Origin of the sequence: Paraburkholderia sp. UCT70, from assembly GCF_050434085.1 — a bacterium.
Lineage (GTDB): Bacteria > Pseudomonadota > Gammaproteobacteria > Burkholderiales > Burkholderiaceae > Paraburkholderia > Paraburkholderia tuberum.
The window spans coordinates 2,502,103-2,516,403 of sequence record NZ_JBNPVZ010000002.1; the positions used below are offsets into that span (position 1 = coordinate 2,502,103).

Sequence of the window (14,301 nt, forward strand, 5' to 3'; positions counted from 1 at the left end):
AAGGGCCGTTCGCTTTCAAGAACGGCCCTGATTCATGCAGCTTTATTGTAAGCGATCCATCTTCGACGTCTACCAACTGACGCTCTGAGCGAGGAGCATAGGTGTCCACCTAACATGGAGGTGGACACCTATGCCAGAAAATAATCCTGAGTTGAAAGTCGTGTTCAAGAGCCGCGATGGGCGCAGGCGCTACGACGAAAATGGAAAGCGCGCGCTCATCGAGTCAGCCCTGCAGCCCGGCGTCTCGGTTGCCCGTCTTGCGCAGGAGCACGGGCTCAATGCGAACCTGCTGCGCAAATGGATTACGAAGTACCTGATGGCGCGCGAGAAAGCTATCACACAGGAGCAGCAGGATCGTGGTGCTGACGAACCGCATGGACCGTGCGCTGCGAAAGTGATCGACAGCTTACCTGTTGAGATCGTGGATTCGCGCAGGCTGCCCGTGTCGGAGCAAATACCCAGCGCCTTTCTGACGGTCGTGCCGGCACCGCTGCCGTCAGCACCCGCGTTGGCGATGACGCTCTCGTTACACGTGCGCCTGTGCAACGGCGGTGAATTCGATCTCGGCAAGGCAAGCCTCGAAGAGCTGTCCGCTGTCGTGCAGATGCTGGGGTCTTCCGATGCCCACAGTAGCTCACGCATCAGTCTGTCTCCTCGCGAAACGGCGCGGCGTGCGCCGGGCACATATCGTAGCGCGAAAGTTTGCGGGCCGCCGACGTGATGGCCGCGTTCGTCAGATCGAGTTCGACGAACCGCACGTCGAGCCTTTGTCGCGCAATTGCGCAACTGCTCGTTCACCGAAGCCGGCGTTGCGCGCGCCCGGCAGCACACGCAGCCCCGCTCGACGCGATGATCGAGGCGCTGGTCGGCGCTTTTGTCGAAGCGAAAACGGCGCGGATGGACGAGTCGCGCGTTGTACGCGATCGCCGCCGAATTGAACGCCACGAACCTGGTGCGTGACGCGTCGGAACGCATGCGAGCGGCCGCCGTCGCGATGCTGGAGACGCCTGTCGACGCGAAGTTCGCCGATTTGCCGATGCTGGCGTTTATCTGGCTGAACGCGCTGGTCGGGCCAACGCGCGCGATGCTGGAAGGCCGCGCGCCGCCAGAAAAGCTGCGCGCATTGCGCGCGCAGCTGTTGTTGCTAAGCAACGCTTATCTGCAACGCGTTGCCGTGGCGGCGTAGCGAAACGACGCAAACGCCTGATACGCCGCCGCTACTACCCGATCAGAACTTGTGGATGATGCCCATGCCGACGGCAACCTGGCTGCGCGACGACGACGGCGACCCGTTCTGACCGTCGCCGACGCTTGCCGTTGCGTCGATGATCGTGCGGCCGTTGCCGGCGAGCGTCTGGCCGTTAGCACGCTGATACGCTTCCAGCGCATACAGGCCGGTACGCTTGGACAGGCTGTAGTACTGCGACAGGTTGAACTGGTTGTAGCTAGCCGTGTTCGAAATGCCGTTCGACGACGTCGCACGGGTGTAGCTATAGCCGGCGGCCAGGTCCAGAACCGTGAGCGGCTTCCAGTGCAGCACGGCGCCAGCCGTGTTCCAGATTTGCGTGTCGTGGAAGAACGAGTTCGAACCCGCAGCGTATTGAACGTTCGAGTAAGCGAACGAAACGTCCCACTGCGAGTTGAACGCCCAGCCGCCCGTCACTGCAATACGCTGCTGCTTGGCTGCCGTCTGGAAGCCGTTGTTGATAGCCGAGTTGGCCGGCGCCGCCGGGCTGGAGCTGGAGTTGATCGTCGTGGAGTTCGCACCCCAGAGGCCGCCGCCCGACGCCCCGTTGTCGATACGCTGGATACCTGCAGCGATACCGAACGGCCCGTTCAGGTACTGGACTGCCGCGCTCCAGGTCTGACCGGCGCTGAAGCTGCCCGGCGTGCCGCCCAGCGAGTACGAACCGCTGACCGTCAGGCCGCGCATGCTCGGCGACGTATAGACCAGCGAGTTGTTGACGCGATACACCGTATCCAGCGAGTCGATATCGCCCGGGTGTGCGCCGTATGCACCGGTCAGCCATGTGGTCGGGCTGTACGGCGACAGCAGCGTGTAGTACGACGTGTACTGGCGACCGGCCGTCAGCGTACCGAACGTACCGTTCGTCACGCCCACCCATGCCTGACGGTTGAACGCCAGACCCGACACGCTTTGTGCGCCGGTTGCGCTGTTGAAGCCCTGCTCCAACTGGAAAATCGCCTTTGTGCCGCCACCCAGATCTTCCGAGCCCTTCAGGCCGAAACGGCTGCCAGCCCAGATGCCGTTGATCATCTTGACTTGCGAGCTGCCGCCCGGGGATGGTCTCGCCGATGCCGCGCTTGATGTCGGGCTCAACGTCGTCGAACTGTTTTGATAACCCAACCCCGTGTCGACGATACCGTACAACGTGACGCTGCTTTGCGCATGTGCGCCCAGGGCGATCAACCCCAAAGCCGAAGTTGCAAGTGCCTTTTTCATTTCTACTCCTCTGGTAAAAACTTTTTTTGATGTGCGACCTGGGCCGGCGCCGCAGAGTGTGGACTCGTGAATTCAGATCAAAACACCGGGTGCCCATTGATCAGGCTCGGCAACCAGGTCGAAAACATCGGTACATAGGTCACGATGTTGATCGCGCTGAAGATAGCCAGGGCGGCCTCAAATCTGAAGTGCAACACCTGTTTCGTATAAGGTGTTGCGATGCACGAAAGAACTCAGTATCAACAACTTCAGCCTGAAGAGCGCCTGATCATTGCAAGTCTGCATCTGCAGGGTTCGAGTATCCGGGCCATGGCCCGGATACTCGGTCGCTCGCCAGCCACCGTTAGCCGTGAACTGGCGCGAAACAGCTTGCCTGCTGGCTACGCGTCCGTGTCGGCTGAAGCGCTCAGTGCCGCACGCCGCAGCGCGGGTCGCCGCCCCCCAAAGCTTTGCCTGCAAAGCGTCTGCTGGCGCATCGTTCTCACTCTGCTCGAGTGGAAATGGTCACCTCAGCAGATATCGGGCACACTGAAGCGTATGTATCCGACCGACCCAACCCAGCAGGTTTCGCACGAAACCATCTACACGGCTATCTACGCCCAGCCGCGCGGCGAACTGCGCCGTCAGCTCATTGCGTGCTTGCGCCATGGCCACAGCACGCGCATGCCGCGTACACGGGGCACAGACCGGCGCGGACAGATTCCCGACATGGTCAGTATTCATGTGCGGCCGCCCGAAATCGAAGACCGACTGCTGCCTGGGCACTGGGAAGGCGACTTCATCAAGGGTGCCGGCAACCAGTCCTCGGTAGGCGTGCTGGTTGAACGGACCAGCCGTCTGGTGCTGCTTGCCAGGATGGAAGATGCCACCGCCGCTTCAGCGCTGGCCGGCTTCTCCGCCAAACTCAATTCGATTGTCGCGCCATTACGGCAGAGCTTCACCTACGACCAGGGCAAAGAAATGTCGCGGCATCAAGAACTCACCGCCGCAACCGGCGTGAAGGTGTACTTCTGCGACCCGCACAGTCCCTGGCAACGCGGCACTTGCGAAAACACCAACGGGCTGCTGCGCCAGTATCTGCCCAAAGGCACGGACCTTTCGGTCTACAGTCAGGACGAACTTGACGCTATCGCCGACAGTCTGAACAGCCGACCTCGTGCAACTCATGCCTTCCATTCGCCGTTCGAGGTCTTCGCCGCGACCCTTGCTTCAGCAAGTCAACCTCAAGGCTCTAAACATTAAACCCGCTGTTGCGCTTCACTCTTGAAACCGCCCAGGTAATACGGCCACGCTACCTTGGTGGTTTGCCCTATCGACACATTGCCGATCGCGCAGCCGATGAACTGCACCGAGCCGATCGGCGGGTGCACGAGACCCAATGCGCAGTTCAGCAGGATCACGATGCCGAACTGGACCGGACCCACGCCGTTATGCATCACCATCGGCAGGAACAGCGGCGTGGTGATCAGGATGTGCGCCGCTATGTCGACGAACGTGCCGACGAAAAACTGGATCACGTTGATGTACAGCAGCATCAGCCAGGGCAGCGCCGTCGCGCCGTCGAGCATGCGTTCGATCGCCTCGGGGATCTCCAGATAGGCCATCTGGAAGCGCAGCATGTTCGATACGCCGATCAGCAGCAGCACCACGCCGGTGGCCTTGGCCGCCTTCGACAGCGCGTGGCCCAGCTTCTTCATCACCCGGCACCGCGCCGATGAAACTGCGGCTCACCGCCATCCAGCCCGGGAAGCGTTGCAGTTCCGTCGAACCGTCGGCGCGGATAGCCATATTGACCGCTTGCGCTTTATTGCGGACCCGGCCCGCGAATCCCGAAGCTCGCGGTCTTCAAGGGCGTCATGTGAAACTTGCTGAAGAGCTTGTCGTAGGTGCCATCGCTTTTGAGTTCCGCAAGCGCCCGCGCGACGGCTTCGGCGGTCGCCTTGTCGCGCATCGCGAACGTGATGTCGGTGCCTTCGAGTCCATGCGTCCAGATCTTCACAATACCGCGATCCGCGAGCGATGTCGCCGTCTCGTCGATATTGATGCCCGCTTCGAGCTGACGCGCGCGCAGTGCCGCCGATGTATCGGTGACGGTCGTGAAGGTGCGGAAATCGATGCTCTTCTTGCCGTCCGCGACGAGCTTCGCGTTGACCTCGCGCGCCTTGCGCTCCTGATACGTCGACAATTCCACGCCCACAGAATGTCCCGACAGGTCAGCGAAACTCTTTGGCTGGAACGTGCTGCCGGGCAGCGTGTAGATGCTCAGCGCCTGTTGTCCGTATGGCACCATGTACAGCATCTTGGAACGCTCTTCGGTCCAGAACAGACCGGTGTTAATCGCATCGAACTGGCCGGTGCGCAGGCCGGGAATCATCGGCGGCATGTCCATGCGCACGAACACCGGTTCGAGACAGAGCTTCTCCGCAATCGCGCGGCCGAGTTCGACGTTCAGGCCCTGAAGCTGGCCTTTGTCGTCGACGTATTGCTGCGGCGGCAAGGTCGGATTGATCGCCATCTGAAACTTGCCCGAGGCGACGAGATGCGACGCCGCGAGCTTCGGCGTGCAGGCGGCCGATGCCGCGTTCGCCGTGTTCATCGAACACGAAAGCACGCCTAGCATGGCCGTGCCTAGTAAGAGTTGCCTGATCATTTTTCGTATCCCTGTTTGCGATCGGTTGAATGCGTCATGCCGCGCGTGTCTTCGTGTCGCGCGCGGGAGAAGGCGTCGGGGCGCGCGTGCTTACGCATCGCGCGAGAGAACCAGCGCGGCGTGCCGTGCATCGATCACGACTTCATCGCATTGATTGATGAGCCGCACGGCTTCGGTCAGCACGCCGCGCCCCGGCTTCGAACTGAGCCGCTTGTCGATGACGTTGAAGCTCACGCGCACCGTGTCGCCCGCGAGTACCGGTTGCCTGAAGCGCACCGCGTCCCAGCCGAGCGACGCGATCGACGTGTTCTCGTAGAGCTTCATCGATGTCTTGAGCCCTTCCATCAACGCAAGGCCATAAAGCCCGTGCGCGATCAGCCCGGAGAAGCCGCGGCTTTTCGCATACTCTGCGTCCGTGTGCAGCGGGTGAAAATCCTCGGTCAGCGCGCAGAACGCCGCGATATCGTCGGGCGTGATGGTGCGCGCGGGGCTGGTCATCACTTCGTCAATCACGACGTCTTCGAAATAGAGATCGGTTTTCATCGTGGCGATGCCTCGCGTGCGATCAGCGTGTCGCGCAGATTCATCGGGCCGGGACGGAAGATGCGTGCATCCATCCGTTTGAGGTCTTCGCTCACGCGCACATCGAACGCGATGCGATCGAGCACGTCTTCCTTCAGCCGCGCACCCGGCGCGATTTCCTTCAGCACGAGTCCGTCCGCTTCGAGATCGAAGACCGCGCGATCCGTCACGAACTTGACGTGCTGGCCGCGTTCGCGCGCGAGTTCGCCGGAGAAGCTGACCTGATCGACGCGCGGCAAGAACTTGTCGAAGGCACCGTCGCGGCGAATTTGCAGCGCGCCATCGCTCACGCCGATATCAAGCTCGCCGCCCGTCAGGGAGCCGTTGAACACGAGCCGCTTGCTGTTCTGCGTGATGTCGATGAAACCGCCCGAGCCGTCCGCGCGCTCGCCGAAGCGTGTGACGTTGACATTGCCGCGCGCATCGACCTGTGCAAACGACAGGAACGCGCACGTGAGGCCGCCGCCATCGTAGAAATCGAACTGATAGGCCTGGTCAAGGATCATGCGCGGATTCACCGCCGTGCCGAACTCACGCGTATGGCCCGGCACTCCGCCGACGACGCCCGATTCGACCGTCAGCGTCATCATGTCGGAGATGCCTTCTTCGGCGGCGACGTTGGGGATCATCGCGGAGACGCCGACGCCGAGATTCACGACATCGTTCAGCCGCAGCTCGAAGGCGGCACGCCGCGCGATCACGCGTCGCGCGGTCAGTGCATCAGGCACGATGCGCGATGCCGGCAGACGCGTCTCACCACTGCGCGCGGGGTCGTAACGCGTCGTGTAGGTCTGCAGCTGCTCCGGCTCGACGACGAAGTAATCAATCAGGAAGCCGGGGATCTTGATCATGTGCGGATTGACGCTGCCGCGCTGCACGATGCGCTTCACCTGACAGATGACGATGCCGCCCGCGTTATGCACCGCCTGCGCGATCGACAGGTCTTCGCGCGTCGTCGCTTCGTGCTCCATGCTGACGTAGCCGTCTTCATCGGCAGAGGTGCCGCGAATGATCGCGACATTCGGCACGCCCGGCGCGCGATAGAACATATACTCGCCGCCCGCGACATGCAGCAGGTCGACGAGCGGTTCCGTCGTGCAATCATTCATGCGTCCGCCGTCCTGGCGCGGATCGACATACGTACGCAGGCCGACGTGCGACACGAGACCCGGCTGACGGCCCGCCATCGCGCGGCACATCTGCGCCATCACGCCTTGCGGAAAGTTGTACGCCTCGATGCGGTTCGCGCGGATCAGCCGCATGAACGGCATCTGCATGCCATAGTTGCCGCCGATCACGCGCCTGACCAGCTCCGGATACGCCAGCCGGCACAAGCCTTTCTCGTGCACCGCGCCAACGCCCGTCACATGAAAGAGCGTGAGATCGCGCGGACCGTCGCCCGACAGATGACGCGCCTCGATCGCTTCGAAGATCGCTTCGGGCACGCCCGATCCGCCGTTGCCGCCCGTCATCAGCATGTCGCCGTCGCGGATCAGCGCGGCGGCTTCCTTTGCCGTTATGCACTTGATCATAACGCGCCTTATGTCCGTTCTTTCTCGATCTGCCGCGCAATGATGAGGCGCTGGATCTGATTCGTGCCTTCGAAAATCTGCGCGAGGCGCACGTCGCGGAACAGACGCTCGACGCGATATTCGCGCGAGTAGCCGTTGCCGCCGTGGATTTGCAGCGCGTTGGAGACGTGGCGCATGGCCATGTCGGTGGTGAAGAGCTTCGCGTGCGCCGCTTCCTTCGCGATGGACAAGCCCGCGTCATGCACGCGCGCCGCGTGATGGATCAGGAGACGCGACGCCGCAATATCCGTCGACATATCGGCGAGCATGAACTGGATCGCCTGAAACGATGCGATCGGGCTGCCGAACTGACGCCGTGTCGATGCGTACGCCTGCGCGTCTTCGAACGCGGCCTGCGCCATGCCGAGCGCCATCGCGGACATCAGCAGGCGGCTGAAGTTGAAGTTCGCCATCGCCATTTTGAACGCGCGATGTTCTACGCCGACGAGCGCATCGGCAGCGAGCTTCACGTTATCGAACGCGATCTGGCAGTCTTCCAGACCGTGCATGCCGAGCAGTTCCTCGGACTTACCGCGCCTGATGCCGGGCAGGTTCATATCGACGAGAAAGCAACTGATCGCATGATGCCCGCCCTGGCCTTTTTCGCTCGGCGTGCGCGCGAACACCAGGACGAAATCCGCGGCGCCGCCGAGCGTGACCCACGCCTTGACCCCGTTGAGCACGTAGCCGTCCGCCGTGCGACGCGCGGTCGTCGTGAGACTGGCGACATCGGAACCGTGGTCGGGTTCCGACACGGCGGTCGCCGCGACGATGCTGCCGTCAAGCAATCCCGCGATGCGTTCCTTCTGAGCCTCGCTGCCGTGCTGATACAGGAAGAGCGCCGCTTCCACGGGAATGGCGAACGCGTTGCCGATGCTGCCGGAGCAGCGCGCCAGCTCTTCCATTGCGATGCAGACGGACACGGTATCGAGACCCGCGCCGCCGCCCGCTTCGGGCAGGCTGATGCCGAACAGGCCGAGTTCGGCCATCTGCCGATACAAGATGCGATCGAAGCGGTCTTCTCGATCAATCGCGGCGGCGCGTTTCAGCACTTCGCGCTCGGCGAAACGGCGCGTGGTATCGCGCAGCGAAGTCTGCTCTTCGGAAAGAAATAGTTGCATGGGTCCCGTCGTTGCTTTGCGGCCTCGCCGTGATGACGAGCGTTCGATAGCAGTATGGGTGGAGCAAAAAACGACGGTTATCGCAAACGTGAGGTTGAGTATTCACTGTTCTTATAGATTTGAAATAATGCGAATCCGAACTTGTTTCGTCTCCTGGCGCCTCCGTTGCGATCCGTCGCGCCATGGGACTACCAAGGGCCGCTGCTAGCGGTAAAGCCGTCGTCTGAACGACACTTCTCAGTGACCGCGAACGGCTGGAATTGGCCGGCAGTACGCGTTCATACCACCAACCGGAAGCCGCCGTTGAGGATTCCAACGTCGGCTCTGTAAGATGTTCATCGAACTGGTGCTATCGGCCGCTGGTGGAGGGTATTGCGCTCGTGGGTCGCCAAGCAGGTTCTGTCGGGTGGCTGCACGGATACGGAGATGGTTGTCGTAGGAGAGCTTTGGGCCCAGAAGTGCGGCCCTGTAATCGGACGGTCGACGAAGCAATGACCCTTGCCTGGCCACCGCCGACAGGTAGGCCGTGCGTAGTGAGCCCGGGTCTGATGTTGTGAACGCGCTCGCGCTGCGAAGGGGATTGGAATCGTAACGCGGTCCGCCTTGGCTATGCCGGCCGCACCACGGGAACATCCCCTCGCAACACCTTCGCAGGGCGTCAATCAGGTAAGTCTAAAGACCACCCATGCACAAGTACTTGATCTCCAGGTACTCGTCGATCCCATATTTCGAACCTTCACGCCCGAGGCCCGACTGCTTCACACCGCCAAAAGGCGCCACCTCGTTCGAAATCAGGCCCGTGTTGATGCCCACCATTCCGTACTCCAGCGCCTCGGCGACACGCCACACACGCCCGATATCGCGACTGTAGAAGTACGCAGCCAACCCAAACTCCGTATCATTCGCCATCTTGATGACCTCGTCATCCGAGGAGAAGCGAAAGAGAGGCGCAACTGGCCCGAACGTTTCTTCACGTGCAATTAGCATCGCGGAAGTTGCATCCGCGATAATGGTTGGCTCGAAGAACGTGCCGCCAAGTGCGTGGCGCTTGCCACCAGCAATCACGCGCGCGCCGTGCGACAGTGCATCGGCGATGTGCGTTTCGACTTTGGCGATCGCCGCCGCGTTGATCAGCGGACCCTGCGTAACGCCTGCGTGGAATCCGTTGCCGACTTTCAGCTTTGTGACTGCGTCGGCGATTTTCGTGGCGAACGAGTCATAGACCGCATCGTGAATATAGAAACGATTCGTGCAGACGCAGGTCTGCCCTGCGTTCCGGTATTTCGACGCGAGCGCGCCTTCGACCGCCGCATCGAGGTCCGCGTCATCGAATACGATAAACGGCGCGTTACCGCCGAGTTCAAGCGAGAGCTTTTTGATCGTGGGCGCGCACTGTGCAGCAAGCAGACGGCCAACCGTCGTCGATCCGGTGAAAGACAGCTTGCGGACAACTGGATTGCCCGTCATTTCCGCACCGATTGCCTTTGGATCACCAGTAACGATGCTTAACACGCCAGCCGGGACGCCCGCCCGCTCAGCCAGCACTGCCAGAGCGAACGCCGACAGCGGCGTTGCTTCCGCCGGCTTGACGACGATTGCGCAACCTGAGGCAAGCGCCGGCCCGACCTTGCGCGTGATCATCGCAGCCGGGAAGTTCCACGGCGTAATCGCCGCGCAAACGCCAACAGGCTCCTTGATGACCACCAGGCGCTTGTCATTCTGCGGTGTCGCGAGCACGTCGCCGTCGACGCGTTTCGCTTCTTCGGCGAACCATTCGAGAAACGATGCTGCGTATCCGATCTCGCCTTTGGCTTCGGTAAGTGGCTTACCCTGTTCGGCCGTCATGATAGTGGCCAGGTCGTCAGCGTTCGCGAGCATCAGGTCGTGCCAACGGCGCAGCACGGCGGCCCGCTCCTTTGCGGTCCTCTTGCACCAGTGCCGTTGCGCGACCTGAGCAGCTTCGATTGCGCGGCGCGTTTCGGCAGCGCCCATCGCGGGGACCTCTGCGATTACGCGGCCAGTCGCAGGGTCGCTGACGTCGAAGGTTTCGCCGTTGTCTGCACGGATCCATTCGCCGTTCACATAAGCGAGCGATCGCAGCAGAGTCGCGTCCTTCAGCGACAGGGTTTGTACGTCATGTGCCATCGTCAGCTCCTGATCAGGCGTGAGCCGTTGCGTCAACCGTCAGCACATCTTCGAGAATCGCGAGGCCTTCGTCGAATATGGTTTGCTGGATCGTCAGCGGGAACAGGAAGCGGATTACGTTGCTGTGCACGCCGCAAATCAGCAGGATCAAACCGCGTTCGAGCGCGCGCGTCTGCACCTGCTTTGTGAACACCGGGTCAGGCGCTCCGGTCTTCGGGTCGATGAACTCGGCCGCGACCATGCTGCCCGGACCGCGCACATCGGCGAGTTGCGGCAACCTTGCCTTGATGCTGGCAAGTCGCTCTTTCAGTTGCGCGCCAAGGTTGGCCGCCCGCGCCGAGAGATTCTCTTCGGCGATTACGTCGAGAACCGCGTGTGCTGCTGCAATCGCGAGCGGGTTGCCAGCATAGGTGCCGCCGAGACCGCCCGGCTGCGGAGCGTCCATCAGGTCAGCGCGGCCGACTACGCCTGACAGCGGCATGCCGCCCGCGAGACTCTTCGCGATCGTCATCAGGTCCGCTTCGGCGTCGTAGTGCTGCATCGCGAACAGCTTGCCCGTGCGAGCGAAGCCCGTCTGGATTTCATCGGCGATCAGCAGGATGCCGTGCTGGTCGCAAAGCGCGCGCAGCCCGCGCACGAATTCCGGCGGTGCCATGTAGAACCCACCCTCGCCTTGCACCGGTTCGAAGATGAAGGCAGCAACACGCTGCGGATCGATGTCGGCCTTAAAGCGCTGCGCAATACCGTCCAGCGCTTCTTCAACGCTGATGCCGTGCAATTCATACGGATACGGCGCGTGATAGGTCTCCGCCGGGAACGGCCCAAAGCCGATCTTGTACGGAGCGACCTTGCCGGTCAGCGCCATGCCCATCATCGTGCGGCCGTGGAAACCGCCGTTGAAGGCGATGACGCCCGAACGGCCGGTCGCTGCGCGGGCGATCTTGATCGCGTTTTCAACGGCCTCGGCACCGGTCGTAAAGAACGCGGTTTTCTTCGGCTGTGAGCCGGGTGCGAGGCGATTGATCCTCTCTGCGAGTTCGACGTATGACGCGTACGGGACGATCTGGTACGCCGTATGGATGAATCCCTCGTCGAGTTGTTTGCGGATCGCCGCGACGATCTTCGGATGGCGGTGACCGACGTTGTTGACGGCGATCCCGCTTGCGAAGTCGATGAAGCGGCGCCCTTCGATATCCCAAAGTTCCGCGTTCTCAGCGCGTGCTGCGTAGAAGTCGCACATCACGCCGACGCCGCGCGGTGTGGCGGCATTCTTACGGGATTGCAAGTCTTTGTTGATCATGGCTGTTCCAAATTGGTTGAAGGTCTCGTATGTAAAAAATAGGCGACATGGGCAGTTGTATGCGGTCAAAACTCAAAAAATGAATTACGAATCGCGACGTTCACATTGACAGATCGATATGTATCAACTCTCGCCACGGAGAGATCGTGCTCGGGACACTGTCTGATCTGGCGCAAGGATTTCCAATAAGGCGCACTAGCACAATTAATGAACACCATTAGCGCTCCTGCGAACGCCGCTAGGGAAATGCTGATCAATGAGCCTGTCGTCCGCATAACGGACGAGGCAGGTTGCCATTTTCAGATTGACGAAGGAATTTGACGGCACTCGAGGTGAGTTTCGCGCGTATTCGGGCCTCACTTCCCGCGTTTTTCACACGCATGACGGACTGCTTCCATGAGTCGACAGCAGCTGATTTTTCGCGATCACCAGGTTCGCCAGCGCGAACAGGCTGAATAGCTGCGCCGTGTTCTTGGCGAGACCCTTGTAGCGGACCTTACGATGACGAAACAGGTTCTTCACGACATGAAACGGATGCTCGACCCGCGCGCGAATCTGCGCCTTGGTTCGCTCAACCGCGATCATCAGGTCCTTCAGCGGGCCTTCCTGCATCGCCTTGATCTTTCCGCGCTTGGCCGCCACACGCCACTTCACCGGCTTGCCCTTCATCTCGTCGCGTTTGTCCACGCCGAGGTAGCCCGCGTCGCCAAAAGCTTCCTCTTCATGCCCGTGAAGCAGGACATGGGCCTGCGACACGTCAGACACGTTGGCCGCCGTGCCCACCACGCTATGCACCAGGCCCGAATCGGCGTCGGCACCGATGTGGGCCTTCATCCCGAAGTGCCACTCGTTGCCCTTCTTCGTCTGATGCATCTCCGGGTCTCGGCTCTTCTCAGCGTTCTTGGTCGACGGCGGCGCTTCGATGATCGTCGCGTCGACCAGCGTGCCTTCCTTCATCATCAGTCCGCGCTCACACAGCGAGATGCCTATCTCGTCGAACAACTTCCGCGTAAGCTCATGCTCGACCAGCAGACGCCGGAACTTCAACAGCGTGGTCGCATCCGGCGCGTTCTCGACGGCCAGATCGATGCCGGCGAACGCGCGCATCGCAATGCTGTCATACAGCGCGTCTTCCAGCCCTTCGTCCGACAACCCGTACCACTGCTGCAGGAAGTAGATTCGCAGCATCCGTTCCAAGCCAATCGGCGGCCGGCCTCGCTTGCCCTTCGGGTAGTACGGCTCGATGACCGACAGCAGCCGCGACCACGGAACGACCTTCTCCATCTCGGCGAGAAAGCGTTGACGCTTGGTCACGCGCTTCTTGCCCGCACTTTCCGCTTCCGCAAAACCGATCTGCCGCTTCATCATCCTGGGTCCGTTCCGTGAACTTTCCTTCCACAACGTCCTCGGCTACGTCAGCGATGACAGCCGGGCCTGATAAATCAGCGTTTCCCTAGCGGAATTAGCGAACTTCAACAGCGGCGACCTGTCCTGAGTGGCGGAGACGTTAGTGCAGTATCTTCGCGAGAAAATCCTTTGCGCGATCCGACTTCGGGTTCGCGAAGAAATCTTCCTTGCGGTCGTCTTCGACAATCAGGCCCTTGTCCATGAATATCACGCGGTGCGCGACCTTCTTCGCGAAGCCCATTTCGTGTGTGACGCACATCATCGTCATGCCTTCCTGAGCGAGTTCGACCATCACGTCGAGCACTTCGTTGATCATCTCCGGGTCGAGCGCAGAGGTCGGTTCGTCGAACAGCATCGCGATCGGATCCATCGACAGAGCGCGCGCAATAGCCACACGTTGCTGCTGACCGCCTGACAATTGTCCAGGAAACTTGTCCGCGTGCGCGCGCAGGCCGACGCGATCCAGCAGCTTCAGCGCCTTCGCCGCGGCTTCGTCCTTCGAACGGCCCAGCACCTTTATTTGCGCAAGCGTCAGATTTCCGGTGATAGACAGGTGTGGGAACAGTTCGAAGTGCTGGAACACCATGCCGACTTTCGCACGCAGCTTCGACAGGTTGGTCTTCTTGTCGCCGACCGACTGGCGGTCGATCCTGATCTCGCCCTTCTGGAACGGCTCGAGGCCGTTCACCGCTTTGATCAGGGTCGACTTGCCGGAGCCCGATGGGCCGCACACCACCACCACTTCCCCCTTTTTGACTTCCGTCGTGCATTCGCTCAGCACCTGAAAATGCCCGTACCACTTCGAAACATTGTTGATTGAGATCATTGTGAAATTCATTCCTGGTTGGACTCCGTGGAACACGCCACGAAGCGGGAAGCCCGTTGAGTGGTGGGCGGCGGTGCGGTGCATGCCTGCGTGACCGCTAGCCATGTACCGGTCTTCTCCGGTGCGGTAATGTCCAAAACCGGCTGTATGACCGGTGGGGCCGCATCTTGACTACGTGAGACCGGTACCGATCAGTTTGAGTAGATGCCACGGTGAGCAGCCTGAAGCGGCAAGC

General features: G+C 61.1%; 12 protein-coding genes and 1 pseudogene. 3 read left to right on the top strand and 10 right to left on the bottom strand.

What is annotated here, in order from left to right:
- Positions 1 to 130 precede the first annotated feature (130 nt).
- Together OKW41_RS13830 and OKW41_RS13835 are read left to right on the top strand one after the other, a co-directional pair.
- Positions 131 to 721 (top strand): transposase, encoded by a 591-nt coding sequence (locus OKW41_RS13830; protein WP_429572861.1) that lies wholly within the window; start codon positions 131 to 133, stop codon positions 719 to 721.
- Between the two features lie 192 nt (positions 722 to 913).
- On the top strand, positions 914 to 1,186 hold the full coding sequence (locus OKW41_RS13835) for a hypothetical protein (protein ID WP_429572862.1): 273 nt from the start codon (positions 914 to 916) through the stop codon (positions 1,184 to 1,186).
- Between the two features lie 42 nt (positions 1,187 to 1,228).
- On the opposite strand, the gene OKW41_RS13840 is transcribed toward OKW41_RS13835, so the two are convergent.
- Positions 1,229 to 2,464, bottom strand: coding sequence for a porin (locus OKW41_RS13840; RefSeq protein WP_429572863.1), 1,236 nt, complete (start codon positions 2,462 to 2,464; stop codon positions 1,229 to 1,231).
- A 219-nt stretch (positions 2,465 to 2,683) separates the two neighbouring features.
- Between OKW41_RS13840 and OKW41_RS13845 the strand changes: the two genes are divergently transcribed.
- The gene (locus OKW41_RS13845; protein WP_429448106.1) at positions 2,684 to 3,706 is read left to right on the top strand and encodes an IS30 family transposase; all 1,023 of its coding nucleotides are present in this window, start codon (positions 2,684 to 2,686) and stop codon (positions 3,704 to 3,706) included.
- 17 nt (positions 3,707 to 3,723) lie between these two features.
- Here OKW41_RS13845 and OKW41_RS13850 read toward each other — a convergent pair.
- From OKW41_RS13850 to OKW41_RS13890, 9 genes and pseudogenes are all read right to left on the bottom strand, one after another.
- Positions 3,724 to 4,243 (bottom strand): annotated as a pseudogene (locus tag OKW41_RS13850) (TRAP transporter large permease subunit); the annotation flags it as partial.
- 25 nt (positions 4,244 to 4,268) lie between these two features.
- Positions 4,269 to 5,114 (bottom strand): ABC transporter substrate-binding protein, encoded by an 846-nt coding sequence (locus OKW41_RS13855; RefSeq protein ID WP_429572864.1) that lies wholly within the window; start codon positions 5,112 to 5,114, stop codon positions 4,269 to 4,271.
- 90 nt (positions 5,115 to 5,204) lie between these two features.
- A complete protein-coding gene (locus tag OKW41_RS13860) occupies positions 5,205 to 5,657 on the bottom strand; it encodes a MaoC family dehydratase (protein WP_429572865.1) in 453 nt (150 codons plus the stop codon).
- Positions 5,654 to 7,228, bottom strand: a complete 1,575-nt coding sequence (locus tag OKW41_RS13865) for an acyl CoA:acetate/3-ketoacid CoA transferase (RefSeq protein WP_429572866.1) — start codon at positions 7,226 to 7,228, stop codon at positions 5,654 to 5,656. The genes OKW41_RS13860 and OKW41_RS13865 overlap by 4 nt, the downstream gene beginning before the upstream one ends.
- Positions 7,229 to 7,236: 8 nt before the next feature.
- Positions 7,237 to 8,388: an acyl-CoA dehydrogenase family protein gene (locus tag OKW41_RS13870; RefSeq protein ID WP_429572867.1), complete on the bottom strand. Its 1,152-nt coding sequence runs from the start codon at positions 8,386 to 8,388 to the stop codon at positions 7,237 to 7,239.
- A 672-nt stretch (positions 8,389 to 9,060) separates the two neighbouring features.
- Complete coding sequence (locus tag OKW41_RS13875) at positions 9,061 to 10,533, bottom strand: NAD-dependent succinate-semialdehyde dehydrogenase (protein WP_429572868.1); 1,473 nt, start codon at positions 10,531 to 10,533, stop codon at positions 9,061 to 9,063.
- Between the two features lie 13 nt (positions 10,534 to 10,546).
- Positions 10,547 to 11,833: a 4-aminobutyrate--2-oxoglutarate transaminase gene (gene gabT, locus OKW41_RS13880; protein WP_429572869.1), complete on the bottom strand. Its 1,287-nt coding sequence runs from the start codon at positions 11,831 to 11,833 to the stop codon at positions 10,547 to 10,549.
- Positions 11,834 to 12,205: 372 nt separating this feature from the next.
- The gene (locus tag OKW41_RS13885) at positions 12,206 to 13,198 is read right to left on the bottom strand and encodes an IS5 family transposase (RefSeq protein WP_429573413.1); all 993 of its coding nucleotides are present in this window, start codon (positions 13,196 to 13,198) and stop codon (positions 12,206 to 12,208) included.
- A 142-nt stretch (positions 13,199 to 13,340) separates the two neighbouring features.
- Entirely contained in the window at positions 13,341 to 14,066 is a 726-nt protein-coding gene (locus OKW41_RS13890; RefSeq protein WP_429572870.1) for an amino acid ABC transporter ATP-binding protein, read from the bottom strand.
- Positions 14,067 to 14,301 lie beyond the last annotated feature (235 nt).